Origin of the sequence: Phaeobacter porticola, from assembly GCF_001888185.1 — a bacterium.
Lineage (GTDB): Bacteria > Pseudomonadota > Alphaproteobacteria > Rhodobacterales > Rhodobacteraceae > Phaeobacter > Phaeobacter porticola.
Window position 1 is genome coordinate 733,356 of the sequence record NZ_CP016364.1, and the last position, 26,276, is coordinate 759,631.

General features: G+C 61.0%; 24 protein-coding genes. 16 read left to right on the forward strand and 8 right to left on the reverse strand.

Going from position 1 to position 26,276, the window contains the following annotated elements; all coding sequences use genetic code 11:
* The first annotated feature begins 8 nt into the window (after positions 1-8).
* Positions 9-794 carry a class I SAM-dependent methyltransferase gene (locus tag PhaeoP97_RS03605; RefSeq protein ID WP_072503918.1) on the forward strand — a complete coding sequence of 262 codons (786 nt, stop codon included), beginning with the start codon at positions 9-11 and terminating at the stop codon, positions 792-794.
* Entirely contained in the window at positions 794-2,254 is a 1,461-nt protein-coding gene (locus PhaeoP97_RS03610; protein WP_072503919.1) for a hypothetical protein, read from the forward strand. Before PhaeoP97_RS03605 ends, PhaeoP97_RS03610 begins: the two co-directional genes overlap by 1 nt.
* A gap of 72 nt (positions 2,255-2,326) precedes the next feature.
* Here PhaeoP97_RS03610 and nadC read toward each other — a convergent pair whose 3' ends face one another.
* From nadC to nadA, 3 genes are read right to left on the reverse strand one after another with little or no spacing between them, the layout of a single operon-like run.
* Entirely contained in the window at positions 2,327-3,181 is an 855-nt protein-coding gene (nadC, locus tag PhaeoP97_RS03615; RefSeq protein ID WP_072503920.1) for a carboxylating nicotinate-nucleotide diphosphorylase, read from the reverse strand.
* Entirely contained in the window at positions 3,178-4,857 is a 1,680-nt protein-coding gene (locus PhaeoP97_RS03620; RefSeq protein ID WP_072503921.1) for an L-aspartate oxidase, read from the reverse strand. The genes nadC and PhaeoP97_RS03620 overlap by 4 nt, the downstream gene beginning before the upstream one ends.
* A 3-nt stretch (positions 4,858-4,860) precedes the next feature.
* Complete coding sequence (gene nadA, locus PhaeoP97_RS03625; protein WP_072503922.1) at positions 4,861-5,913, reverse strand: quinolinate synthase NadA; 1,053 nt, start codon at positions 5,911-5,913, stop codon at positions 4,861-4,863.
* A 347-nt stretch (positions 5,914-6,260) separates the two neighbouring features.
* Between nadA and PhaeoP97_RS03630 the strand changes: the two genes are divergently transcribed.
* From PhaeoP97_RS03630 to PhaeoP97_RS03640, 3 genes are read left to right on the forward strand one after another with little or no spacing between them, the layout of a single operon-like run.
* The gene (locus tag PhaeoP97_RS03630) at positions 6,261-6,965 is read left to right on the forward strand and encodes an ABC transporter permease (protein ID WP_027246322.1); all 705 of its coding nucleotides are present in this window, start codon (positions 6,261-6,263) and stop codon (positions 6,963-6,965) included.
* Complete coding sequence (locus PhaeoP97_RS03635) at positions 6,962-7,687, forward strand: ATP-binding cassette domain-containing protein (protein ID WP_072506271.1); 726 nt, start codon at positions 6,962-6,964, stop codon at positions 7,685-7,687. Before PhaeoP97_RS03630 ends, PhaeoP97_RS03635 begins: the two co-directional genes overlap by 4 nt.
* Positions 7,684-8,487, forward strand: a complete 804-nt coding sequence (locus tag PhaeoP97_RS03640) for an ABC transporter substrate-binding protein (RefSeq protein WP_072503923.1) — start codon at positions 7,684-7,686, stop codon at positions 8,485-8,487. The genes PhaeoP97_RS03635 and PhaeoP97_RS03640 overlap by 4 nt, the downstream gene beginning before the upstream one ends.
* 80 nt (positions 8,488-8,567) lie before the next feature.
* On the opposite strand, the gene PhaeoP97_RS03645 is transcribed toward PhaeoP97_RS03640, so the two are convergent.
* The 3 genes from PhaeoP97_RS03645 to apbC are packed head-to-tail and all read right to left on the reverse strand — an operon-like array spanning position 8,568 to position 10,829.
* The gene (locus PhaeoP97_RS03645) at positions 8,568-9,044 is read right to left on the reverse strand and encodes a DUF6505 family protein (protein WP_072506272.1); all 477 of its coding nucleotides are present in this window, start codon (positions 9,042-9,044) and stop codon (positions 8,568-8,570) included.
* Positions 9,044-9,751, reverse strand: a complete 708-nt coding sequence (locus PhaeoP97_RS03650; RefSeq protein WP_072503924.1) for a DUF4444 domain-containing protein — start codon at positions 9,749-9,751, stop codon at positions 9,044-9,046. The genes PhaeoP97_RS03645 and PhaeoP97_RS03650 overlap by 1 nt, the downstream gene beginning before the upstream one ends.
* A gap of 13 nt (positions 9,752-9,764) precedes the next feature.
* Entirely contained in the window at positions 9,765-10,829 is a 1,065-nt protein-coding gene (gene apbC, locus PhaeoP97_RS03655) for an iron-sulfur cluster carrier protein ApbC (protein ID WP_072503925.1), read from the reverse strand.
* 129 nt (positions 10,830-10,958) lie between these two features.
* On the opposite strand from apbC, the gene PhaeoP97_RS03660 reads away from it, so the two are divergent.
* Positions 10,959-11,741 (forward strand): hypothetical protein, encoded by a 783-nt coding sequence (locus tag PhaeoP97_RS03660; protein WP_044041803.1) that lies wholly within the window; start codon positions 10,959-10,961, stop codon positions 11,739-11,741.
* Between the two features lie 29 nt (positions 11,742-11,770).
* Here the strand turns inward: PhaeoP97_RS03660 and PhaeoP97_RS03665 are convergent, their stop codons facing one another.
* The gene (locus PhaeoP97_RS03665) at positions 11,771-13,720 is read right to left on the reverse strand and encodes a 4Fe-4S binding protein (RefSeq protein ID WP_072503926.1); all 1,950 of its coding nucleotides are present in this window, start codon (positions 13,718-13,720) and stop codon (positions 11,771-11,773) included.
* A gap of 394 nt (positions 13,721-14,114) precedes the next feature.
* Between PhaeoP97_RS03665 and PhaeoP97_RS03670 the strand changes: the two genes are divergently transcribed.
* From PhaeoP97_RS03670 to PhaeoP97_RS03710, 10 genes are all read left to right on the forward strand, one after another.
* Positions 14,115-14,651, forward strand: coding sequence for a DUF3305 domain-containing protein (locus tag PhaeoP97_RS03670; protein WP_072506273.1), 537 nt, complete (start codon positions 14,115-14,117; stop codon positions 14,649-14,651).
* Positions 14,648-15,358 carry a DUF3306 domain-containing protein gene (locus tag PhaeoP97_RS03675; protein WP_072503927.1) on the forward strand — a complete coding sequence of 237 codons (711 nt, stop codon included), beginning with the start codon at positions 14,648-14,650 and terminating at the stop codon, positions 15,356-15,358. Before PhaeoP97_RS03670 ends, PhaeoP97_RS03675 begins: the two co-directional genes overlap by 4 nt.
* Positions 15,359-15,461: 103 nt before the next feature.
* Entirely contained in the window at positions 15,462-16,103 is a 642-nt protein-coding gene (locus PhaeoP97_RS03680; protein ID WP_072503928.1) for a TorD/DmsD family molecular chaperone, read from the forward strand.
* Between the two features lie 59 nt (positions 16,104-16,162).
* Positions 16,163-16,354 carry a twin-arginine translocation pathway signal protein gene (locus PhaeoP97_RS03685; protein WP_014875663.1) on the forward strand — a complete coding sequence of 64 codons (192 nt, stop codon included), beginning with the start codon at positions 16,163-16,165 and terminating at the stop codon, positions 16,352-16,354.
* Positions 16,355-16,460: 106 nt separating this feature from the next.
* Positions 16,461-19,436, forward strand: a complete 2,976-nt coding sequence (locus PhaeoP97_RS03690) for a formate dehydrogenase subunit alpha (RefSeq protein WP_072503929.1) — start codon at positions 16,461-16,463, stop codon at positions 19,434-19,436.
* A gap of 12 nt (positions 19,437-19,448) precedes the next feature.
* The gene (gene fdh3B / locus PhaeoP97_RS03695) at positions 19,449-20,042 is read left to right on the forward strand and encodes a formate dehydrogenase FDH3 subunit beta (protein WP_014875661.1); all 594 of its coding nucleotides are present in this window, start codon (positions 19,449-19,451) and stop codon (positions 20,040-20,042) included.
* A gap of 96 nt (positions 20,043-20,138) precedes the next feature.
* A complete protein-coding gene (locus tag PhaeoP97_RS03700; protein ID WP_072503930.1) occupies positions 20,139-21,383 on the forward strand; it encodes a formate dehydrogenase subunit gamma in 1,245 nt (414 codons plus the stop codon).
* Positions 21,384-21,401: 18 nt separating this feature from the next.
* A complete protein-coding gene (locus tag PhaeoP97_RS03705; RefSeq protein ID WP_072503931.1) occupies positions 21,402-22,724 on the forward strand; it encodes a c-type cytochrome in 1,323 nt (440 codons plus the stop codon).
* 4 nt (positions 22,725-22,728) lie between these two features.
* Positions 22,729-22,854, forward strand: coding sequence for a hypothetical protein (locus tag PhaeoP97_RS20780; protein WP_024096159.1), 126 nt, complete (start codon positions 22,729-22,731; stop codon positions 22,852-22,854).
* Positions 22,851-24,212, forward strand: coding sequence for a sigma-54-dependent transcriptional regulator (locus tag PhaeoP97_RS03710; protein WP_072503932.1), 1,362 nt, complete (start codon positions 22,851-22,853; stop codon positions 24,210-24,212). The genes PhaeoP97_RS20780 and PhaeoP97_RS03710 overlap by 4 nt, the downstream gene beginning before the upstream one ends.
* Positions 24,213-24,224: 12 nt before the next feature.
* Here PhaeoP97_RS03710 and PhaeoP97_RS03715 read toward each other — a convergent pair whose 3' ends face one another.
* Positions 24,225-26,198 carry a sensor histidine kinase gene (locus tag PhaeoP97_RS03715; protein WP_072503933.1) on the reverse strand — a complete coding sequence of 658 codons (1,974 nt, stop codon included), beginning with the start codon at positions 26,196-26,198 and terminating at the stop codon, positions 24,225-24,227.
* Positions 26,199-26,276: the final 78 nt, after the last annotated feature.

Genomic DNA, 26,276 nt, shown 5'->3' on the forward strand with positions numbered 1-26,276 from the left:
AGACAGTCATGTCACATGTCTATTCAAACGAGTTCTATGACTATATCGACACCGGTGCGCGCAGTTCCGCGCAGGCCCTGATTGAGGTTGTACAGCCGTGGCTTGACGCACAAAGCGTGCTGGATCTGGGCAGTGGGCGCGGCGTCTGGCTCAGCGAATGGGCCAAGGCGGGGGTCGGTGATATCGCCGGTGTGGACGGCGACTATGTTGATCGCAGCCGCCTTGCCATTCCCGCCTCGCAATACCATGCCGCTGATCTGACACAGGATTTCGATCTTGGCCGTCGTTTTGATGTGGCCCAAAGCCTGGAGGTCGGAGAGCATTTGCCGAAACCAGCCTCAGCCAAACTGGTAGCGGGGCTGACCCGTCACGCAGATCGTGTGTTGTTTTCCGCGGCGGTACCAGGGCAGGGCGGAGAGTTTCACATCAATGAGCAACCGCTGTCATTCTGGCAGGACCTATTTTCAGCACAGGGCTATCGCGCCTTCGACTGCGTGCGTCCGGCATTGAAGACGGCAGAGGGTGTCGAACCCTGGTATCGCTATAACACGGTTTTATACGTGAACGCGGCGGGGCGAGCCGGTCTGCCGGATGAGGTGCTGAAGACCGAGATCGCTGCGGGCCAGCCTGTGCCGCTTGCGGGAAGTCTGAGCTGGCGGTTGCGCCGGGGTGTCGTCTCGTTGATGCCACGTCCGATGGTGACAAAGATTGCCCAGGCCCGTGCTGCTGTGATCGCACGTCAGGCGCGCACAGCGGACGCGGCGAATGCCGCGATGACCCAGGGCTTGAAGTGATGACAATGACATTTGACAGCCCGGCGATGGCGCTCCGGCGTGGGCCGTGGCCGTTGCTGGCGACCATCGCTGTGGCTTTTGCCGGGTTGTTGATTGCAGCGGCGTTTCAACTGCCGGATCCGCTGATCCGTCACGATGACTATCCGGCGCTGTTTGGCGATGCCGAGACCTACTATGTTAAAACCCTGACCGAGGGGCGTTGGGTCAACTACCTGTGGCACCTGCGCGAGGTTCTGCTGCCAAGCTGGGGCAACTACCTGATCTACAATGCGCTTTGGGCGGTGGTTCTGGGATGCCTTGCGCATAATGCGCTAGGGAGCGGGGCGGCGCTATGGCGCAAGGGTGCGGTGGCGCTGATTGCCGGGCTGTCTGCGCCGGCGCTGTTGATTTCACTGTGGTTCAATACGTTGATCCCCGGCATGGCGATCCTTGCCATCTATGCACTGGCGACCACGCAGCTGTCAGATCGGGCCTGTCGCTGGTTGCTGGTGCCCTTTGTGCCGCTGGCGCTGACTGCCTATACCACCTACCCGTTTTTCCTGCTGGCCCTCTGTCTGACCCGCGCCGATACCGAACGCTCGGCCAAGGATCTGGCGGCGTTGCTGGGATTGTTCATCCTGTGCTTCGCGTTGGCGATGGCATCGATTTATACGCTGAACTATCTGTTCCACGGTGTCTTTGGCATCCCGATGGCCGAATGGCGGATGCCGAACCCGGCCCATGATCTGGTGTCAGTAATGGATAATATCGGCCTGATCGGGAGTTTTCTGACCAGCTCTGCGTCGCTGGTGTCGTTCCACTTCCTGCCGCTGACCCTGTTCCAGCTGGCGCTGTTCGGCTGGGCTGTTTGGGTGGTTGGGAAATCCGACCCCTGGCGCGCAATCTATCCGCTGGCGGGCATCTGCCTTGGGATGGGGTTGATTTTTGTACAGACGGTCAAGACCGGCATCACCCTGCCGCCGCGTGTCTCCGGGTTTGTCTGGCTCTACTATGCGGTGCTCCTGGGTCTCATGTCGCAGGAGCTGGCAGCGCGCGGCGCGGGTTGGGACCGCATCGGGCGCAATCTTCTGGCCTTTGTCGCGCTGATCTATCTGGCGTTCAATGTGCTGCAACATCGCGACGTGACGGCCTGGCAGACGGACAGTCGCAAGATGGTGGCGCAGATCACGCCAGCGGATGGCCCGATCTATGTCAGTGGTACATATCTGTCGCTGCCGTCGGGGGAGAAGTCCGGCCTGCAGCATGATCTGTCGGTGGCCTTCCGTCTGACGCAGCTGACCGGGCGGGATGTGGTGATCTGCGCGATGACACCAGAGGCCTGCGCGCATCTGCCAGAAGATGTGCAAACGGGCGCCAGCGGTGCGCAATATGAGGTGCGCAATCTGGACGTGGGCAGCGTGATCATGCTGTCATCCACCCCAATCCGCGAGGCGGCACATAACATTCCCGATGGGGGATGAGCAGATACATCAGGTGAAACAAAAACGGGGGCCTCAGCGCCCCCGTTTGCGCGTCAGATCCGGTGTGTCGGCTCAGAAGTCGAGGCCAAGATCCAGCGTCTGCGCGGAATGGGTCAGCGCACCAGAGGAAATGTAGTCAACACCCGTGGCGGAGACCTCAGCAATACGGTCGCGGCGCATATTGCCGGAGGCTTCGGTCACCAGATGGCCCTTAGCCATCGCCACAGCCTTCGTCAGGGTTGGCGTGTCCATATTGTCGAGCAGCACCACATCGGCACCGCCGGTTTCCAGAACTTCCTGCAATTGGGCGAGGGAATCGACTTCGATTTCGACCTTCATCATATGGCTGACATTGGCCCTTGCGGCGTGCAGGACGGCTGCAACGCCACCAGCGGCGGCGATATGATTGTCCTTGATCAGGATCGCATCGGACAGCCCGTAGCGGTGATTGTAGCCGCCGCCATGCAGAACCGCCTGTTTCTCTACCATGCGCAGGCCGGGGGTGGTCTTGCGGGTACAGGTGATCCGGGTCTTGGTGCCCGCGGTTTCAGCTACGAAGGAGGCCGTCAGACTGGCGATGCCAGAGAGGCGGCCCGCAAAATTCAGCGCCACACGTTCACCCGACAGAATAGACGCGGCCGAGCCTGCGATGGTCATCAATGTCTGGCCGGGAGTGCAGGGCTGGCCATCCTGCACCAAGGTTTCGATCTTGAGCGTCGGATCGACAAGGTGAAAGGCGATGCGGGCAATCTGCATACCCGACACCACGCCGGTGTCGCGCGCATTGAGCCGCGCCTCGTAGGTGGTCTCTGCCGGGATCACGGCGCGGGTGGTGACATCACCGCTTTGGCCAAGGTCTTCCAGCAGGGCAGCGCGGACAAGCGGTTCGATGATCAGGTCTGGGAGAGCGGCGAAAGACGGGGTCATGTCGGATCCTGAGCGGCGGCGGCGCGGATGGCGCGGGCCTCGGTGAGGGTGATGTGGGTGCGATGGGCCTGTGCAGGGTCTGCCTCAGGATAGTCGTCGCGGAAATGGCCACCCCGACTTTCGCGGCGGGCCAATGCGGCGGCGGCGATCAGCGTGGCGGTGGCGCACATATTGGCAAAGCTTTCATCGTCACCGTGCTCTGTCAGCAGCTGTTCGATGGTGACAAGAGCGGTTCTCAGCCCGGTTTCGTCCCGGCGCACACCGACATGGGCGGTCATCGTCTCGCGCAGGCGAGCGATGGCGCTGGCTGGCGCAGCGGGAGTGGTGGCGGGAGCAAAACTCAGCGAGACTTCTGGCGGGGTGTCCGTCTCCGTGGGCTCTGTCTCCGTGGCGTTAGGTCCAAGCGCCTCGGCAATGTCCTGCGCTGCGGTGCGGGCATAGACCAGCGCCTCCAGCAGACCGTTGGAGGCGAGGCGGTTGGCACCATGCAGCCCGGTTGAAGAGGCTTCGCCACAGACCCAGAGATGGGCGAGACTGGCGCGTCCCTGCATGTCGGTGGCGATGCCGCCCATGTGATAATGGGCCGCAACCGCAACGGGGATAGGGTCGGCAACGGGATCAATACCGGCACGCGCACAGGTTTCCGCGACGGTTGGAAAACGGGTCAACACCTCGGCGCCCAAGGCCTCGCGCGTGTCGAGCATCGGGCGGCGGCCAGCCTGCGTTTCGGCAAAAATCGCGCGGGCGACGATGTCACGAGGGGCCAATTCGGCGTCCGGGTGCGCGGCCAGCATGAAGCGGATGCCATCCTGGTTGATCAGCGTGGCGCCATCGCCGCGCAGCGCCTCAGTGGCAAGCGGTGCCGGGTCTTCACCAATATCAAAAGCGGTGGGGTGGAACTGGACAAATTCAGGATCGGCAATGCGGGCACCGGCGCGGGCGGCAAAGCCGATAACCTGGCCGCGAATACGCGGCGGGTTGGTGGTATGCGCAAACAGCCCGCCGGATCCGCCGCCTGCCAACAGGATCGCGGGGGCGCGGATCAGCACGGGAACCGAGGTGCCGCTGGCGTCACTGACCCAGACGCCGGTGACGCGATCGTCTGCCACCTCCAGCCGGACGGCCTGGGTACCCTCGTGCACCTGAACCGAAGGGGTGGCCCGCACAGCGGCGATCAGGGTTTCCATGATCTGCCTGCCGGCCTGATCCCCTTTGACTCGCACGACGCGGGCGACGGAATGCGCGGCCTCGCGGCTCATGACAAAGCCACCATCAGCGGTCCGGTCAAAAGGCGTGCCCAGCTCGGTCAGGTCCAGAATGTGATCTTGTGCCACCTTGGTGACCATGGCGGCGACCTCGGCATCAACCGTTCCGGCACCGGCACGCACCGTGTCGCTGGCATGGGCGGCGGGGCTGTCGGCCTGATCCATCGCCGCGGCCACACCGCCCTGCGCCCAGGCGGAACTCGCGCCTTCGCCGAGGGTCTCGGGCGAGATCATCAGAACGGGACGCGGCGCCAGTTCAAGCGCGGCATAGAGCGCGGCCATGCCGGCACCGACAATGATCACACGGTCGGTGTCACAGCTGGCGGTGGCTTCGGTCAGGGCCTGAACCTTGACCTGAGATTCGGCTTGATTTGCGGCCGTATCGGTCAGTTTGGCACCGGGGGTGTCCAAGGGTCAGATCCCCAGCTTCTGGCTAAGATCAATCATCCGCTGCACCGCCACACGGGCCTGCTCTGCCACTTTTGGATCGACCTCGACCGGCTCGGACATGGTGTGCAGCGACCAGAGGATCTTCTCCAGCGTGATCTTCTTCATGTAGGGGCACATGTTGCAGGGGCCGACAAAATCCACCTCGGGCAGCTGATCGGCAATATTCGAGGCCATCGAGCATTCGGTAATCAGCATCGCCTTTTCGGGCTTTTCGTCGGTGACATATTTGATAATGCCGCTGGTGGAGCCGGAGAAATCGGCCTCATTCACCACATCTGGCGGGCATTCTGGATGGGCGATCAGCCGGGTGCCGGGGTTCCATTCGCGAAAATCACGCAGATCCTTGGCGGTGTATTGCTCATGCACGATGCAGGAGCCCTCCCACCAGACAACGTTTTTCTGCGGCACCTGCTGGGCGATGTTCTGCGCCAGATACTGATCCGGCGTCATGATCACGGTATCGCTCTCCATCGCCGCCACAATCTGGGCGGCGTTGGAGGAGGTACAGCAAATATCGGAGGCGGCTTTGACCTCGGCTGTGGTGTTCACATAGGTCACAACCGGCGCGCCGGGATATTTTGCGCGCATCTCGGCGATGCCGTCGGCGGTGATCGATTCCGCCAGCGAGCAGCCGGCCTCCATGTCGGGGATCAGCACAATCTTGTCGGGGCTCAGGATTTTCGAGGTTTCGGCCATGAAATGCACGCCGCATTGCACAATCACGTCGGCCTCGACTTTGGTGGCCTCCATGGCGAGCTGCAGGCTGTCGCCCACCACATCTGCAACCCCGTGGTAGATTTCCGGTGTCATGTAATTATGTGCCAGAATGACGGCGTTGCGCTCTTTCTTGAGGGCCAGAATGGCCGCAACATAAGGCGCGTAGGTGGCCCAGTCGATCGGGTTCACCACACGGTTCATCTTGGCGTAGATCCCGGACATCTCTTCGGCCAGAGCCGGATTTGGCGCAAGATCATAGTGGTTGGCGAGCTGATCGCGCATGGTTTGCAGATCGAACATGGCATTTCCTCAAAGCTGCGCCAGAGATGGCACTTTGGGAAAATCTTGTTTCATGTTCGCATTTAGCACGCAAGCAAGTGTCCCGACTTAATTGCGATCAAGGGCGGAATTCCTGCCTTTGATCGGCGTCAATCCGGCAGGATCGGCAACCCGCGTGGATGCTTCTGCCAGAGACCTTGTGTCCGTCCGGTGATGTCAGCGCAAACGGGGCAGGGTCAATTTGTCCAAATTTCGCGATGGGTGACGTTTTTGTCTATTGGGCGGCTCGATATTGTGGTTTGCACAGAACCAACACGCAGTAGAGGGAAGCGGTAAGACCGGTCCCATAGGGGAGAAAATCCGCTTCCATGTCTGATCTCTGGGAAGGATTGGTCCAAGCCTTTTGGCTGGTGGTCACGCTGGATAGCGATCTGGTGGAGATTACGCTGCGCTCGCTTCGGGTCACTTTGACCGCGTTGCTGGTGGCTTCAGTCATTGCGCTGCCCTTGGCGGCCTTGTTGGCGGTTCGACGGTTCCGGTTGCGTCGGGCAACTATTGCAGTGCTCAATGCACTGATGGGGCTGCCGCCGGTGGTCGTTGGGCTTGTGGTCTATGTGATGCTGTCGCGGGCCGGGCCGTTTGGCGTGCTGGGGCTGTTGTTCACCCCGACCGCGATGATCATCGCGCAGGTGATCATTATTGTGCCACTCGTGGCCTCCATTGCGCATCAGTCGCTGCGGGATCTGTGGAGCGATTACCACGACCTGCTGATTTCCCTGAACGCCAGTCAATTCCAACGGATCTGCACGCTGCTCTGGGATGGGCGGCGGGCCTTGCTGACGGCGGCGCTGGCAGGATTCGGACGTGCCATTGGCGAGGTCGGCGCGATCATGATTGTGGGCGGCAATATCGATCATGCCACGCGGGTACTGACGACGGCAATTGCGCTGGAAACCGGCAAGGGAGATTTTGCCATGGCGCTTGGCCTTGGCTTTGTGCTGATCGCGCTGGCGGTGGCGGTGAATTTGACCATTCACTGGCTGGGCAAGACCGAAAGTGAGGGGCGTTGGTGACTGGGGCGAACACTCTTTTCCCGCTGGTGGTCGAAACCGCGCAGGTGCGTCGTCGCGGCAAGACGCTGATCGGCCCGGTGGATTTACGACTGGATGGGCAGGGGACGACCATCGTGATCGGGCCGAATGGGTCTGGCAAGACGTCGTTGCTGAAGATGCTGCATGGGATTCTGCGGCTTGGGCAGGGGCGGATCAGCTGGGGCTGTCCTATGGCGGAGGCACAGCGGCGCCAGGCCTTTGTCTTCCAGACACCGGTGATGATGCGCCGCTCGGTGGTGGAGAATATCGCATATCCGCTGCGGCTGAATCGCGTGTCGCGCAAGGTCGCGCTGGCGGAGGCTGGGATCTGGGCCGAGCGGATCGGGCTTGGCGGGGATGCATTGCAACGGCCTGCTGTTCTGCTGTCTGGCGGGGAACGGCAGAAACTGGCCCTGGCGCGCGCGCTCATTCGTAAGCCGCAGTTGTTGTTTCTGGATGAACCCTGTGCCTCGCTCGATGGGCGGGCCACCCGCGAGATTGAAGAAATACTGACCGAAGCGGCAGCGTCGGGCACCCGGCTGATCATGTCGACCCACAATATGGGACAGGCGCAGCGGTTGGCGGACGAGGTGCTGTTCGTGCTGCATGGCCAGATTGCCGAATTTTCAGCGGCGGAGGCGTTTTTTGCCCGGCCGCATACCGAACAGGGACGCGCATTTCTAAGAGGAGATATTGTCGAATGAAACGGATTATGCTGGGGGCTTTGGCCGCGCTGGCGATGGGAACAGCTGCGCTGGCGGAGGAGATGAAGCTGGCGGTGACCACCTCCTTCCACAACTCCGGTCTGGCCGAGGTTCTACTGCCTGAAATCAAGGCCGATCTGGGATTGGAGGTGCAGCTGTTGGTGGTGGGCACCGGTCAGGCGATCCGCCTTGGTGAAGCGGGTGATGTGGATGCCATTCTGGTCCACTCCAAAAAGGCGGAAGAGGCGTTTCTGGCCGGGGGCAATGGCACCCATCGCCGGGAGATCATGTATAATGATTTCGTCTTTGTTGGCCCTAAGGCGGACCCGGCGGGCGTTGCAAAGGCAGGCTCTGCGGCCGACGCCTTGCAGAAGATTGCCGCCTCGGAAGCGGCCTTTGTCAGTCGTGGCGATGACAGCGGCACTCACAAGAAAGAGCTGAGCCTGTGGAACTCTGCCGATCTGTCCCCGGAAGGGTTTGGCGATTGGTACAATGCTGTGGGGGCAGGTATGGGGGCGGCGCTGAATACAGCCTCCGGCATGGGGGGCTACATCATGTCAGACCGGGCAAGCTGGCTCAATTTCGCCAACAAGGGCGATTTGGCGCTGCTCTATTCCGGCGATCCCGTGCTGTTCAATCAATACGCCTATCTGCCGGTGAACCCGGAAAAGCACCCGCATGTGAAAACGGAACTGGTGGCCGAGCTGGAGACTTGGCTGGTGTCGGACAAGGCAAAGGATCTGATCAACAGCTACCAGATCAATGGCGAAGCATTGTTTGTGTTCAACGCCCAGCAGTGAATTTACGCCCTGATTGGGGCATGAAATGGAAAACGCCGCGCGGGGATTGCGCGGCGTTTTTCCTTGTGTGCCGTGCGCATTCAGTCGTCCGTCACGTGAATGGCGAACTGCTCCAGCCCTGCGTCCTGTGCCTCAATCGCGCGATAGCTTTCCTTGACACCGGCATCTGCCAGCTCGCGCATGACGGTCAGCAGGGTGTTGGGCGCGTGATCCGCGCAGAGGTCGGCCATATGGGCCAGCTCTTCCTCCGCCACGGGGCGGGCGGTGTCCGCATTCGGCGCCCCATAGTAGCTGACAAAATGCTGTGCCAGCAAATCGGTGAGCGTGGCCAATTCTCCCTCTTCGATCTTGGTCACCGCGACAAAGGTGGCGCGCCCGCCGGTTTCCAGCCCCATCCAGCCATTGGCAAAGGCCTGGCGCTGTTTGCCGGTCAGATCCGCCTCTTCCCAGTTGGAAAACTCAAACCCGCCGGAAATGCACCACTCGCCAGTGCGGGCCGGGCTGGCAAAGACGTTCTGATCGCTTTCGTCGAAGTGAATGGCGCGGGCAAGCTGCATCATGGGGTCTCCAGTAGCGTGGTGAGGGGAATCATGTGGGTGGTGGTCTCGTCCCGCAAAAGCAGGCCAAAGTCCTCATCCACCCCGAGAAACGTACCGGTCCGGCCCGCGTGGGTTATGGTCTCGCCGATGTCCTGCGCCAACCCGCGCCAGGTGCTGTGAACCGGTTCTGCTCCGGTGTCTTCCCAACGGTTGATCCAGTGCAGCGCGTGGCGCGCCCAGCTTTCCAGCAATTGCCCGGCATCCACATCAGCGCAGCCCTCGGCATAAAGCGCGGTGTCTTCGGGACGATCGCCGGTTTCCCCGTCGCTCGGCGGCCAGAGTGGCAGGTCGAGGCCAATGACCAGCCAGTCTGGCACCTCGGACGGGGTGGTGGTGCTGGCGGCGGCGCGCAACCGGCCACAACGACCGCCATTGATACGCAGCCCGCCATCCCATTGCAGGTGCACCGCCACCTCTGGCGGGGCCAGCGCGCCTAGGGCGTTTTGCAGTGCGATGCCGCAGACAGGCAGCATGGTCATCGCCTGCTGCAACGCCACCTCTGGCGCAAAGACGAGAGCCGCCTGCACACGATCATGCGCGAGGTTATGCACGACCAACCCGGCGTCACAGCCCAGCACCGCCTTCTGACAGGCAAGGGCAAAGGGATCCTCCGCGCCGCTGAGGGCCAGCCCTGCCATCAGAGGCGGAAAGCTTAGTTCGCTCATGTCCGCCACCGGATCAGGCCTGACCCTTGGCGACGAGATCGGCAGCCAGATCGTGGAACGCCTTGGCCTGCGCGCTGTCGGGTTTGCTGACTGCAATCGGCGCACCGCCATCAGCGGCCACACGTACGTCCAGATGCAGCGGGATTTCGGCCAGCAGCGGTACGTTCAGTTTCTCGGCCTCGGCCGCAACGCCGCCATGGCCAAAGACATGTTCCTCATGTCCGCAGTTGGAGCAGATATGGGTGGACATATTTTCCACCATGCCAATGATCGGTACGTTCAGTTTCTGGAACATGTCGATGCCCTTGCGTGCATCGATCAGGGCGACGTCCTGTGGGGTGGACACCACGATGGCGCCGTCCACATGGGCCTTTTGCGCCAGCGTCATCTGCACGTCACCGGTGCCCGGCGGCAGATCGACGATCAGCACGTCCAGCGCACCCCATTGCACCTGCATCATCATCTGCTGCAAAGCGCCCATCAGCATCGGACCGCGCCACACAACCGCCTGATCCTCGTTGGTCATCAGGCCGATGGACATCATGGTGACGCCATGGTTGCGCATCGGCAGAATGGTCTTGCCATCGGGACTGGCAGGGCGGCCAGAGACACCCAGCATCCGTGGTTGCGAGGGGCCGTAGACATCGGCATCCAGCAGGCCAACACGACGTCCCTGAGCGGCCAGAGCGCAGGCGATATTGGCCGAAACAGTGGATTTACCAACGCCGCCCTTGCCCGAAGCAACTGCGAGGATCCGGTCAACGCCGGGGATTTTCTGCGGACCCTGGGGTTGAGCCGGTTTGTTCCCCTTCAGATCCGGCGGGGCCTTTGCAGAATGGGCGGTCAGCATGGCTGAGACTTTGCCTGCGCCGGGCAGCGCCGTCACCTTGGCGTCGGCCTCATCGCGCACGGGCGTGTAGATGTCGGATTTTGCCGGATCAATTTCCAGAACAAAGCGGACCGTGTCCTCTTCAATATTGAGCGCGCGGACAATGCCTGCGGCGACGATATCGCTGCCGGACACGGGGTCCTTGATGGTCTTGAGCGCTTCTAGGACGATTTCACGAGTGAGGGCCACGCCGGGGTTGCTCCTTCCTGTTACCAGCTTGTTTCAAGCTGCCTTGTTTGTGGTTGGTTGCCTTCGGTGGCGTTTGCCCCGGCTGCAACAGTTCTTGACGAAGATGTAGATGGTTTCCTAGCATTTCATATGGTCTGGGTATGCACTCTTTTGCGCAAATATGCGGGAATACTGGTCTTGCTGGTATTTGCCGTTTCGATGCAGCCGGTGGCTGCCATGGCGCAGGGTGATCCGCGCAAGGTCCGGCTGATTGCGCCGCAGACGCTGATCGACACCGGGGTGCTGGGGTTCATGCTGCCCCGATTTTCCCTGAAAACGCAGGTGCGCGTTGAACTGGTCGATACGGGTGCCACGGCCGAGGTCGCATTGGGATCGACTGGTCAACCGGTCATGGCGGGCCAAGGCGTCGTTTGGCATCTGGAGCTGATCACCCCGGATCACACAGGGGCGCAGCGGTTTGCGGATTGGCTGACCTCGGAGGTGGGCAGGCGCACGCTTGCAGCCTTTGCCCCCGGTGGCACACAGATGTTTCAAGTGCCGGAACAGGCCGCCGCACAGGTCGAGGTGGTCGCATGGGAGGGGGACGCGGGGCTTGGGTATGATCTGTCCAAAATCCATTGCGGGCGCTGTCACGCGGTGGATGAGGGCGGACGGATCAACAGCATTGGTTCGACACCGTCGTTTTACGTTCTGCGCAGCCTTGCGGATTGGGAGCAGCGGTTTCAGGCGTTTTATGCCTTGAACCCGCACCCCGCCTTTACCCAGGTTGCTGAGGTCACGCCGCCCTTCGACGAGACGCGCCCCTCGCCGATTGTCCCGGTGGAGATCACGCTGGACGAGCTGGAGAACATCCTGGCCTATGTGGCCGTACTGAGCCCGGCGGATCTGGGCGCGCCGCTGGAGCACAAATAGGGGCGTCATCGTCTCTTGGTCCGTCGGGCTCAATGGTCCTTGCGCTTGCTGAGGTAATCCTCGGTTGTGCGGACCTTGGGGCGATCCGCGCCCGCGAACGGAGAATTCTGTTGGTGGAACTGCGCATTGACGCGGCAGTCATCACACATCTGGATCATCCGAGCCGCATCCGGGTTTGCAAACATCGAATGTTTTCCGGCTAGCTTTTCAGTAATTTTGTCGATGGTTGATTTCACCCCGAACAGTGATCCACATTCGACACAGGCAAAGGGCTCTTCCTCGTGCAGGACCACCTGTGACAACGCATCCGGGGTGAGGTTCAGGCGCGGCTCATAGGTGATGGCGTCCTCGGGGCAGATCGTGGCGCAGAGACCGCATTGCAGGCAGGCGTCTTCCTGAAACCGCAGCTGCGGCAGGTCAGGATTGTCACCAAGCGCACCGGATGGGCAGAGCGACACACAGGACAGGCAGAGGGTACATTTGTCCGAGGACACCAGCACCGCGCCATAGGGCGCGCCTTCGGGCAGTGTCAGCGTTTCCGCAGTAGGTACCAGTGCCTTGGCGGCCTGGCGGGTGATCTGGCGGCGTGTACCCATCGGGCGTTGTTGTGTTTCGACCTGTGCCTGGGGTGCTGCGACGTCAAACAGGTGATCGCTTAGGGCATCGGGATCGGCCACATCCAACAGATGGACATGCGGTCCCGCAATGGCCGCAGCGAGGGCGATTTCATGCTCTTGGACGTCGCGCTCGGCGCGTGGTGAGAGGAGAATGGCAACCTCGCCACACCCTGCGGCCAGCGCCGCCAACGTCTCTGCGTGGCCAAAGCTGTTTAGGGCCTCGACAGTCAGCGGGATCACATCAGCGGGGAGACCACGACCAAAACGGGCGGCCAGCTGGATCATCTCGCCGCCGTGGTTGTCGACCACCAGCAAGCGAGGTGTGCGGCCCCCGGCGTCAAGATAGGTTTTGGTCAGGGTCTGAATGCGCCGCATCAGCGCATCTGTCGGCGGCGCATCATAGGTGATGGCCCCCGAGGGGCAGAGCGAGGCGCAAGAGCCGCAGCCGGCACAGATCATCGGATCAATGCTGACATGGTCGCCAGCAGTGCTGATCGCGCCGGTCGGGCAGATATCCAGGCATCGGGTGCAGCCCGTCTGACCCGCGCGCGAATGGGCGCAGAGCAGGGGCTCGGTCCGCACATAAAGCGGCTTCTCAAAAATGCCGACCAATTGGCTGGCGGCCATCGTGGCTTCGGCAACAGCAGTGGGAGACTTTGGATCCGCGCGAAGGTAGCCCTCGCGCTTTTCCGGCGCGGGAAACAATGGGTTTTCGCCGCGCAGGTCGAGGATAATATCGCAGACCGACTGGCCGCCATCACGGGCCGGACCCCACGTCCAGTTGCGACCGGTGACATCCAGTTGTTGCAGGGCGTCAATGGTGACGGAAAACTGCCCCAGCGCCCCTTTGGCGCGCCGCAGTTGGCCGGTGATCACGTCATAGGCGCGGCTGATAGGGGGCTCTTCAGTGCGGTCCAGCAAGACAGTGACGGCCAGCGTTTCCTGCAACCGTTCCGCCGCTGCAAAAGCGACATCAGGGGCACCAAGGATCAGGCACAGCCCCTCGGAATGGATGTCGATTGTCTTGGCAGACGCAGGAGCAAGCGTTGCCTCGGCAATCAAAGCGGTCATTTTGGGCAGTGTTGAGGCGGTATCTGCGGTCCATCCAGCTCGATCGCGCAGGTCCACATAGGTAGGAGCGGAGACGTCGATCTCCTCGGTCAGGGCGTCGAAAATCCGGTACTCTTGTGCGCAGCAAATAATTGCATCCTCTTGTGAGAGGGCGGCGGCAGCCTGTTCAATTTCATCGGTGCAAAGCGCGGAATGGACCTTGGAGCAGGGCAGGCCAGTGCTGCGATGCAATGCCTCGGAATCGATTGCTTGCGTTCCAGAACAGTCGCATAAAATCAGATGCTTGGGCATATTTCCTCGCGTATTTCGTGGCCTGTGAAAGTGGCGGAAATCCGCCGCGCCAGGGTCTAGACTAGGCATGATTGAGCATGGTCGTAAACCGCTATTCGGAGACAAGAGCCATTCGCCGATCTCTTCGATAGCCAAGTGATTCGCAACTTTGACGGGGATAGGAGCGTGGTACGTTAAAGCTGAGTAAATCAGTCAAAATAGACTATTCGTCCGGCATGCCCCACAGGCCCGAAGCGGGCTGGCCATTTTGACCATTGATGATGATTTATCGCGCAATCAGCAAAACTTATCTTTCGGTGTAAGGGCGGCTTGCGGCACTCTTTCGATGTAGCGAAATCATCGACAGGGCTTTGGTGTGACCGAAATCGCAGACCGCAATGCAAAGACGGATGTGATGCCGCTGGGTGTCGTGGTGCGGCGCCAGCCCGGTGTGACGCGTTGGGCGCGCTGGTCGTGGAAGGTGACCTCGGTTCTGCCGGGGGCGGCACCAGCGGATTGGCAGCTGCTGCGTGAAGCGGGTGAGATCAGTGAGTTTCACGCCGCCTCATTGCCGCTTGAGTTGCACCGCAGTGAGGCCGAGGCCTATTTGCACGGTCTGACCGCTGAGCCGCCTTGCATCTATGTAATCCTGCGCGATGGCGCATCAGAGGAGCGGCCGCTGGATGTGCTCTTGGTGACGGCGTCGCCCTATGAGGCGCAGGACTATGCCGACAACGGCGAGGATCTTGTTGAAAAAGTGCCCATGCCAGAAGGGTTGATTGCTTGGGTGCGGGATTTCGCACAGCTGCATTTCCATGATGAGCCGTTCAAAAAACGTCGCCGGGATCGGGTGAAAACCGATGCGAATGAGGATGGTATCGGGGATCCGCGCATTTCGCAGCTGACCGATGTTTACCGGTCGCCCATGATGAAGAAAGCGCGCCTGTCATGAGCGGGGGTGATTTCTGGTCCCAACGGCGCACGAAGGTCGCCGCAGAGCAGCAGGCAGAGATCGTCGAGGCTGCGGCCGCTGCGCGCGCAGCGAAAGAGCAGGCGCTTGAAGAAAAGAGCGACGCTGAACTACTGGAAGAGCTGAACCTGCCGGATCCGGACCAAATGCAGCGGGGCGATGATTTCAGCGTTTTCCTGAAAGAGACCATTCCGGCGCGCCTCCGCACCCGCGCACTGCGGCGGTTGTGGACCAGCAATCCGGTGCTCGCAAATGTCGATGGCCTTTTGGACTACGGCGAGGATTTCACCGACAGCGCCATGGTGATCGAGAACCTGCAGACCGCGTATCAGGTGGGCAAGGGCATGACGGCCCATGTTGAAGAGCTGGCGCGCCAAGCCGAAGAGGCCGCGACCGCCGAGGCCGCGATTGACGAGACTGAGGCCGTCTATGTGCAAGAGGTCGATGGGGCGGTGATTGAGGCGGATCCGGGTGATGAGACCGCAGTGGCAGTGTCTACTACGCGCGCGCCAACGACGGCACTGCGCTCCGCCGAGGACGCGGTTGCGGTGGAGCCGCACGATACCGCGCAGGTGTCAGCTGATGCGGCTGTAGCAGTGGTCGCAGACCTCGAACCCGCGCCAACCGCTACGCGGCGGATGCGCTTTCGTTTTGCAGCCGAAACCCATGGCGACGGGGCCGTCACATGATGTTGCAGCAACACATCTGCCTTTGCTTCGGCCTGATGCAGGCCGCTGGCAGCAGGGCCCCCAAAGAGATGCCCCAAAGACCACGCGTGTTGAGGAGACACCTATGACCGCCGAGCAAATCCAGACAGAGACAACCGCCGAACCACTGGCGGCACCGCGCGACGAGGATCGTCTGCGCGCGGATCTCTATAACTTTCTGGGGCTGATGCTGGCGACCCCGCCGGATGAGATGCTGCTGGCTCAGATGGCGTCGCTGACCGGAGATGACAGCGATCTTGGCACGGCGATCAATGCGCTGGCGAAGCTGGCCAGGTTGACCAAACCGGCGGCCGCAGAGCGGGAATTCAACAAGCTGTTCATCGGCCTGGGGCGCGGTGAATTGTTACCCTATGCCAGCTACTATCTGACAGGTTTCCTGAATGAGAAACCGCTGGCGGCCCTGCGGCAGGACATGGCCGCGCGCGGCATGACGCGGGCGCAGAACGTCTATGAGCCGGAGGACAACATCGCCTCGCTGATGGAGATGATGGGCGCGCTGATCGCAGGGCGCTTTGGCGCGGTGGCACCACTGAGCGACCAGAAACAGTTCTTCAACAAACACATCGGTCCTTGGGCCGGTCATTTCTATTCTGATCTTGAGGCGGCCAAGAACTCGGTTCTGTATGCCGCTGTCGGTGCTGTGGGCCGGGTGTTCATGGAGATCGAAGCCGAAGGATTTCGGATGAGCGCGGAGCAATCCGCCTGAGCCGGGCCGGTGCGCCGGCCCATAACCCCGTGAACCAAACATTTGAGGAGGAGGATCACATGACCAGAAAGACCGAGGAGGCCACCAGCCGCCGCGACTTTCTCAAGCTGGCAGCGACCACAACGCCGATTGCGGCGGTGGCGGTTGCAACGACCGGCGGCACGGCCGAGGCGGCCGAGCCAGACCTGACATCAGAGGTGATGCAGGACACCGCGCATACCCGCGCCTACTACGACAGCCTCCGGTTCTGACACACCGGTGATGTATGAACGCCCCCGGCGACTGGTTGCGTGACGCCCGACTGCCAAAGGCCCCCGATAACCCAGCGAACCCGTAAGGGAAGCAAGGGAGGAACATATGCTTAGGAAAAAGACCAACGGGGTTGCGCGACGCCCCCAGCGGACCAGTATCCTGTCCAAGGTTGCAGAAAGCTCTGTTGACCGCCGCGCGTTTCTGCGTGGATCCGGCCTGGCCATTGGTGGCCTTGCCGCGATCAGCGCAACAGGTGGATCAGTCACCCGCGCCAATGCAGCGACAGCAGCGGCCGGTGCGGTTGAGACCATCAAATCCGTCTGCACCCATTGCTCGGTCGGCTGTACCGTCGTGGCAGAGGTGCAAAACGGTGTCTGGACCGGTCAGGAACCCGGTTGGGACAGCCCGTTCAACCTTGGTGCCCATTGTGCCAAAGGGGCCTCTGTGCGCGAGCACGCGCATGGCGAACGCCGTCTGAAGTACCCGATGAAGAAAGAAGGCGGAGAGTGGAAGCGTATCAGCTGGGAACAGGCGATCAACGAGATCGGCGACGGTATGATGCAGATCCGCGAAGAAAGCGGGCCGGATTCCGTCTACTGGCTGGGTTCAGCCAAGCACAACAACGAACAAGCCTATCTGTTCCGCAAATTCGCGGCCTATTGGGGCACCAATAACGTCGACCATCAGGCGCGGATCTGTCACTCGACCACCGTTGCAGGTGTTGCGAATACATGGGGCTACGGCGCCATGACCAACAGCTACAATGACATCCATAACTCCAAGGCCATCTTCATCATCGGTGGCAACCCGGCAGAGGCGCATCCCGTCTCGCTGTTGCACGTGCTGAAGGCCAAGGAGCAGAACAACGCGCCGCTGATCGTCTGCGATCCGCGCTTTACCCGCACGGCAGCTCATGCCGACGAATATGTGCGCTTCCGTCCCGGCACCGATGTGGCGCTGGTTTGGGGGATCCTGTGGCATATCTTTGACAACAGCTGGGAAGACAAGGAATTCATCCGCACCCGTGTCTGGGGCATGGATCAGATCCGCGAAGAAGTTGCCAAATGGACGCCTGAGGAAGTCGAGCGTGTGACAGGCACCCCCGGCAGCCAGCTGAAGCGCGTGGCGCGGACGCTGGCCAACAACCGTCCCGGCACCGTGATCTGGTGTATGGGTGGCACCCAGCACACCACCGGCAACAACAACACCCGCGCCTATTGCATCCTTCAGCTGGCGCTGGGGAACATGGGCACCTCGGGCGGCGGCACCAATATCTTCCGTGGCCATGACAACGTGCAGGGCGCAACCGACCTTGGCGTCCTGAGCCACACTTTGCCCGGCTACTATGGCCTGTCCAAAGGCGCCTGGGCGCATTGGGGCCGTGTCTGGGGCGAGGATGGTGAGTGGCTGTCGGCGCAGTTTGACTCCGTCAAAGGGGCCGACGGCAAGGATAAATCGCTGCAGAACCTGACCGGTATTCCGGTCAGTCGCTGGATCGACGGCATCCTTGAAGAGAAGGATAACATGGATCAGCCCAACAATGTGCGGGCCATGGTTCTGTGGGGCCACGCGCCGAACTCTCAGACCCGTATGACGGAGATGAAGACGGCGATGGAGAAGCTGGACATGCTGGTCGTGGTTGACCCGTATCCCACCGTCTCTGCCGTGCTGCATGATCGCACCGATGGTGTTTATCTGCTGCCCGCCTGTACCCAGTTCGAGACCCGCGGCTCGGTTACTGCGTCGAACCGGTCCTTGCAGTGGCGTGACAAGATCGTCGATCCGCTGTTCGAGAGCCTGCCGGATCATGTGATCATCGCCAAATTCGCGAACAAGTTCGGCTGGGGTGACCGGTTCTTCCGCAATATTGAGATGGAAGACGCCGAAACCCCGAATGTCGAAAGCATCACGCGCGAATTCAACAAGGGTATGTGGACCATCGGCTACACCGGTCAATCACCGGAGCGGATGAAAACGCATATGGCCAATCAACACACCTTTGACCGCACAACGTTGCGTGCCATTGGTGGTCCGGCTGACGGGGATTACTACGGTATGCCCTGGCCCTGCTGGGGCACCGCTGAAATGGGTCATCCGGGGACGCCGAACCTTTATGACATGTCCAAACCAGTGTCTGAGGGCGGTCTGACCTTCCGCGCGCGCTTTGGCGTCGAACGGGATGGCGACAACCTTCTGGCCGAGGGTGTCTATTCTGCAGGGTCGGATATTCAGGATGGTTATCCCGAATTCACCTATCAGATGCTGAAGGATCTGGGCTGGCATACCGAACTAACCCCAAGTGAGCGGGCGTTCATCGCCAAGGCAGCCGGAGTGGACGGCTTTGCCGACTACACCCATGAAGTTGGGGAACAAAGCATGTCGCCCTTCCCGTCGGACTATGACGACAAGGTTGCAAAGGTGAACTGGAAGACGGATTTGTCCGGTGGCATCCAGCGGGTTGCGATTGCCCATGAGTGTGCGCCCTTCGGCAATGCCAAGGCGCGGGCCGTGGTCTGGACCTTCCCGGATCCGGTGCCGATCCACCGCGAGCCGCTTTACACCAACCGCCGGGATCTGGTCGAAGACTACCCGACATATGAGGACCGTCATTCCTACCGGTTGCCGACCCTCTATGCGTCGATCCAGAAAAACGACGTCTCCAAGGAGTATCCGATCATCCTGACCTCTGGTCGCCTGGTCGAATATGAAGGCGGCGGCGAAGAGACCCGGTCCAACCCCTGGTTGGCAGAATTGCAGCAAGACATGTTTGTCGAAATGCACCCGCGTGATGCCAACAATATCGGCATTCGGGATGGATCTCAGGTCTGGGTCGAAGGCCCGGAGGGCGGCAAAGTCAAAGTCATGGCGATGGTCACAGAGCGGGTCGGAGAGGGCGTTGCCTTCATGCCGTTCCACTTTGGCGGTCATTACCAAGGCGAGGACTTGCGCGACAAATACCCCGATGGCGCTGACCCCTATGTTCTGGGCGAGAGCTGCAACGTCGCACAGACCTATGGCTACGACAGCGTGACCCAGATGCAGGAGACCAAATGTACTCTCTGCAAGATCAGCGCAGCATAAGGAGAAAGAGATATGGCAAGAGCGAAGTTTCTCTGTGACGCCGAACGCTGCATTGAATGCAACGCCTGTGTCACGGCCTGTAAGAACGAGCACGAGGTGCCTTGGGGTATCAACCGGCGTCGGGTGGTGACCATCAATGATGGCAAACCCGGCGAGCGGTCGATCTCGGTCGCCTGTATGCATTGCTCGGACGCGCCCTGTATGGCGGTGTGCCCGGTCGATTGTTTCTATCAGAACGAAGAAGGCGTGGTCCTGCACTCCAAGGATCTTTGCATTGGTTGCGGCTATTGCTTCTACGCGTGCCCCTTTGGTGCGCCGCAGTATCCGCAGGCCGGCAACTTTGGCAGCCGTGGCAAGATGGACAAATGTACCTTCTGCGCCGGTGGCCCTGAGGAGACGCATTCCAATGCGGAATTCTCCAAATACGGCCGCAACCGGATTGCCGAGGGCAAGCTGCCCATCTGTGCCGAGATGTGCTCGACCAAGGCGCTGCTGGCGGGTGACGGGGATGTGGTTTCCGCTGTCTACCGCGAACGTGTGGTGGCCCGTGGCTTTGGCTCCGGTGCCTGGGGCTGGGGGACAGCCTATGACCAGAAGGGCGGCTGATCACAGTCCTCTTTGACATGATGGGATGGCCCGCCCGCGCGGGCCGTCCTGTTTCCTTATTCAGTTTTCAAGACAACCCATGAAGGAGTGTGGCCCATGCTGCGCATCGCCTTTGCTATTCTGATGCAGCTGACGTTGATGGCTGGGATCGCTGCGGCGCAGAACGCCCCGGATGCCCCTGCGACGAACACTGTGCCGGACCGCAGTGCCACGGGCGGGGCGCAGACGCTTGAGGATATTCTGGCGCGCCAGCGCGGGGAAAAGATCGACGACAGCTTTCGCAGTGATGACACGGGCGCCGCGGCCCTGGGGGCCGGGTTGACCGAGCAGCTGGGCACGCTTGGCGGCGCGTCTGATCCTGAGCTGTGGCGCGCGATCCGCTATAATGCAGCTGACCTAAGGGTCTCGGCCGGGGGCGATGTGGCCACCGTGCTGGTGCAGGATGGTGGCATGCGCTGGCTGACCTTCCGTGAGGGGCCGTTGCGCACCTATGGTGGCTGGCTGCTGCTGGGCACTATTGCGGCGCTGGCCCTGTTTTATCTGCTGCGCGGTCGCATCCGCATTGACGAGCCCGCAACCGGGCGCAGCGTGACGCGGTTTCAGTTCATCGAACGCTTTGCCCATTGGATGCTGGCGGGGTCATTTATCTTGCTTGGCCTCACGGGGTTGACCAGCCTGTTTGGTCGTCTGGTGATCGCGCCTTATCTCGGCAAGGAGATCAATGCAGGCCTGCTGATCTGGAGCAAATGGGTACATAACAACGTCTCCTGGGCGTTCATGCTGGCGCTGGTCATGGTGTTTGTCATGTGGGTCGCCCATAATATTCCGAACCGGACTGATCTGGTATGGATCCGTCAAATGGGCGGCATCGTGGGCAAATCACACCCGCCGGCCAAGAAATTCAACTTCGGCCAGAAACTGATTTTCTGGTCGGTGATCGTGTTTGGCGCCTCTATTTCTCTCTCGGGCCTGTCATTGCTGTTCCCGTTTGAAATCCAGCTCTTTGCCAAGACTTTTGGTATTTTGAACGATCTGGGGCTGCCGCAGCTTGTGGGCTATGGCACGCTGCCGGTTGAACTGGCGCCGCAGGAGGAAATGCAGTTGGCGCAGATCTGGCACGCGGTTCTCAGTTTTGTGCTGATGGCGATCATTCTGGCACATATCTACATCGGGTCACTTGGCATGGAAGGTGCATTTGACGCCATGGGCAACGGCGATGTCGACGAAGCCTGGGCGCATCAGCACCATTCTCTCTGGTTGGACGAGATGCGTGAAAAGGGCGAAGTCACGCCCGGCGGTGCGGGCAGCGGTGGCGCCAAGGGCGCAACACCGGCAGAGTGATCGGCGGTGGCGCGCCACATGTCAGCACTCGCCGATGTGTCCCGCAAGATTTGCGTAACGTGCGCTGCGGCAGCGCTGTCGTTGATGGCTGCGGGCGGCCACGCTGATGCAGATGAGTTCACCACATTGAAGGGCCATGGTGGCCCGGTCATGGCGCTGGCGGTTTCGCCGGAGGGGCAGGTGGCGACGGGCAGTTTCGACAATGCGGTTGGCCTGTGGAACAAACGCGTGCCTCAATGGCTCGAGGCGCATGAAGCGGCAGTTACTGCGTTGGCTTTTGTCGACGCGGGGCGGCTGGTGACCGGGGGGGATGATTTTGCGCTCTACCTTTGGCAGGGCGATCCTGACAAGGCAGAGCTGCTGGGCCAGCATCAGGGCAAGATTCGCGGCCTGGCGGTCGCGCCTGACCGCAGATATTTCGCTTCCGCCAGCTGGGATGGTGACATCGGACTCTGGCCGCTGGAGGGCGGGGATGCACGTCGGATCAAGGTCGGAAGCGGCGTCAATGATGTGGCCATTGGGCCGGATGGGTCAATTTACGCGGCCACCATGAATGGGCAGATCCTTGTGTACGAGGGCGCAGATAACGTGCCCCGCCGATTGATCGATCAGGGATTTGGCATCAACCAGCTGGTGCTGGGGCCGGCTGGGGATTGGCTGGCCTATGGGGCTGTGGATGGTGCCACCCGCATTGTTGACAGTCAGACCGGCGATCCGGTAGCAGATTTTACGCTGGAACGGCGGCCTATTTTGGCGATGGCATATCACGAAGGTACAGCACGGCTCGCCGTTGGGGACGGGCAGGGCTATATCATGATGGTAGATACGGAGACCTGGCGCATCAGCGCAGATTTTCGCGCCACCCGAGACGGGCCGGTCTGGGCACTGGAGTTTGCACCGGACGGGCAGACGGTCTGGGCTGCGGGATTGGACGATCTGGCCTATGGCTGGCCAGTCGCACTGATGGGAGAGACAGAGGCGCAGATGGCAGGCAATCGCGGGTTCCTGACGGATCCGGCCACGATGCCCAACGGAGAGCGGCAGTTTATGCGCAAATGTTCGATTTGCCACGCGCTTGGCGCGGGAGCCAGCCGCAAGGCGGGACCAAGTCTTTATAATGTCTTTGGCCGACCGGCGGGAACGCTGGCAGGTTACCGCTATTCAGAGGTCCTTGATGGATCTGATATAATCTGGGGAGAGGCGACGATTGATGCCCTCTTCGATCTGGGCCCGGATCACTATATTCCGGGGTCTAAAATGCCGATGCAGCGGATTACCGATCCGCAGGACCGGCGCGATTTGATTGCGTTTCTGAAACGCGCAACCAAGGTGGAGAAGTGACCAAATGAAAGCCATGTTGACGGGATTTGCCGCCATCATCGTGATTGCCGCCGGTGCGAATTTCGCGCTGGATCAGGCAGGATTTGCCTCGCAAGAGGTGCATTCCGGACCTTCTGTTCGACTGGATTGACTGTGCTGACAACCGCGCCACCGCCCCGCGATGAATATGGGGAAAACCTTGCCGGTGCGTCGATACTGGTGATCGACGACGAACCTGGCATGCGCAATTTTATGACCAAAATCCTGACCCCCCGCTGCAAACGGGTGGAGCAGGCGGCCTCGGCTGCGGAGGCGTCGAACATCTTGGATCAGGCGCATTTCGACCTGATCATCCTCGACAATATCATGCCGGGGAAAACCGGTCTGGAATGGGTGCAGGAACAGCATAAGGTCGGCCTGTTTGCGGACACGGTGCTGGTCACCGCCTATGCGGATCTGGAAACGGCCATTCAGGCCCTAAGGGTCGGCGTCGCGGATTTCGTGCTGAAACCGTTTCGCGCCAATCAGATTCTGAATTCCGTGGCTCGCGCGCTGGATCGCAAACATCTGCGGCGGGAAAACTATCTGCTGAAGCATGCGCTGTCAGCCGAAGGCACGGCAGCACGGGGGCGGCTGTTGGGCAAATCCCCTGCCATTCAGACCGCGCGCGACATGATCACCCGGCTGGCGCCTCTGCCCACACCAGTTCTGTTCACGGGCGCCAGCGGGACGGGCAAAGAAATCGCCGCGCGGACGCTGCATTCGCTGTCGGACCGGGCGGAAAAACCCTTTGTCGCGGTGAATTGCGCCGCCATCGCCCCAGACCGGATTGCGCATGAGCTGTTCGGGGTGGTCGATGCGCAGGACCGCCGTCAGGACGGGCTGTTTCTCTATGCCGATGGGGGGACGCTGTTCCTGGATGAGGTGGCGCAGATGCCGGAGCAGGTGCAGGCGGCCCTGTTGCGGGTGCTGGAGGATCAGCGCATCCGCCCGGTTGGTGCCGAACGCGACATCCCGCTGAACCTGCGGTTCCTGTTTGCCACCAATGCCGATTTGCAACAGGCGGTGGCCGAAGGACGGTTCCGGGCGGATCTGTACCACCGGATCAACGTTGTGAATATCCAGATGCCGCCGCTGAGTGAGCGGGTTGAGGATATTGTGGAACTGGCCGCGCTCTTCATGGAGCAGTTTTCCACCACGCTGGCGATGCCCGCGCTTGAACTTGACGCGGATACCCTGCTGAAATTCAGCCGCTACGATTGGCCCGGCAACGTGCGGGAGTTGCGCAACCTTATCGAACGCTCGGTGATCCTTGGCGCATTCCCTGAGGAATTTGCAGGCACCGGTGGGGTGACGGGCAGTGCGGCGATGGATACGCTGGATCTGGTGATGCAACGCCACATCATGCATGTTCTGGACGCCTGCGATGGCAACCGGGCCGAGGCTGCGCGCAGGCTGGGTGTGTCGCGCAAGACCGTCGATCGCAAATGCGCGGGTTGGGGGCTGTAGCCGTGCTGCCCATTACCCGTCTTGTGGGGACACCGCCGGCAGCCAGATCGAAAACACCGCGCCGCTGATCTGGCCATCCTGCACCCGGTTGTCGGCAGAGATCATGCCACCGGCCCGCTGGATCAATGTCTGACTGATCGACAGGCCCAGACCTGTGCCTTCCCCCAGCTTGGTTGTATAGAACGGATTGAAAACGGACCGCAGATCTTCCTCTGCGATGCCGGAACCGGTGTCGGCGACCTCCAGACAGGCGCCGGGGATGTCGCCTTGCTGTTGGGCGCGGAGGGTCAGCATCAACCTGCCACTGCCAGTCATGGCCTGCGCGGCATTCAGGATCAGGTTTATCACCACCTGCTGCAATTCGCCGGGATCAATGCGCACCTGAGGGGTTTCAGAGAATTGCTTGTCCACTGTAATGGCCTGTTTCGTCACCACGTGATCCACCAGCACCAGGCAATCCGACACCACCGGTGCCAGGTCGAGGCTTTCTTCAAAGGTGCCAAACTCCGAAGGGCGGGCAAATTGCAGTAACTTTCCGACGATGGCGGTGATCCGCAGGATCTGGTTGTCTATCAGGCTCAGCTCTGTTTCCACCTCGGCTGTGGCATCCCCCAAGGTCATGCGCATCACATCGACGTTGCCCTGAATCACCGCGACGGGATTGTTGATCTCATGCGCGACACCAGCAGTGATTTCGCCGATCGAGGCGAGCTTTTCGCTCATCACCAGCTGTTTGAAGGTGGCTTCCAGCTTATCATTGGCGGCGCGCAGCTCTGCGGTGCGTTGATCAACACGTTCGTTCAGTTCTTCCGCCCAATCGCGCAGTTTCTGATCGCGCTCCTGAACCTGGTCCAGCAGGCTGTCCAGATGCGCCGCGACCTGACCGATTTCGTCACGTCGGCCGACATTGCCATTGCGCGCGGCCAGATCTCCACGCTCAACCCGGCCCATTGTCTGACTCATCTGTTCCAGGGGCGCAAAGATGCCCTTGGCCAGCCATAGAAACAGTGGCGCCGACAGCAGCAGAACCGATAGGAAGGACAGGACAACGGTCCAATAAGCAGACAGCTTGGCCGCGGCAAATGGCGCCTCAAGAAAGCCAACATAAAGCATGCCAACCCGTTTCCCAAAGCTGTCCGTCAGAGGAAGATAGCCCGAGATATACCAGTCATTCACCACAAAAGCGCGGTCAAGCCAGGTCTGCCCGTCGCCCAGTACCGCGTTGCGGACCGCCCGCGACACGCGGGTGCCAAGAGCGCGGACGTCCTCGAACAGGCGCACATTGGTTGAAATGCGCGTGTCTTCCAGAAACAGCGTGGCGGTGCCCTTACGGCTGATGCTGTGGCTGTCACCAAGGTACACAAGCGCATTGATCGTATCGATAAAATCCAGATTGCGGTTCAGCAATCGCCCGGCCACCAACACACCCTCACCACCGTTGATCGACACCGGGGCGGCAGAATGGATGACCATGCCGCGATCCTCGGCGGGGCGGGTGGTCGGTACGGCAGCTTCGGTTTCGATCAGCGGTATGCGGGCGCGATCGCGCAGATCGGCAGAGATCACGTCCAGATCGGCCGCCGAAAAAATATCGATCTCAGACGCCAGCTGACCCTTTGCAGCACGGTCGACCACCGGCCAGCGACGCGCATCGCCGTCGATATTGCGCATCGGCAGATAATACAGGAAATCGAGCTGGAGCGCCTGCCGCCGTTGATCCAGAAACCGCAACTGATTATGCAGCGGCGCGCGCAGCATATCGGCGAATTGGGCAGATCCGGCAATGGCTGCCAGATCGTCGCCAGTGCCTGCCTTCAACTGGCGCAGGTATTGGTCAGCGATTTTTAGGTCGCTTTCCACATTGACGATCAGGACATTGTCATAATCCGCATTCCACCGGGCCATCGCCACGACAAGAAGCAGCGGCATCACCACGCTGAGCGGTAAAAGCGCAAGCAGAAGGAGGCGAAGCCTGACAGATTTCAAGGCGGCAGTTTCCTCTGGACAAGCTGGCACATTTGACCCCCGTGCAGCGCGCGGCGCTGAGGGTCACCCAACTGTCGC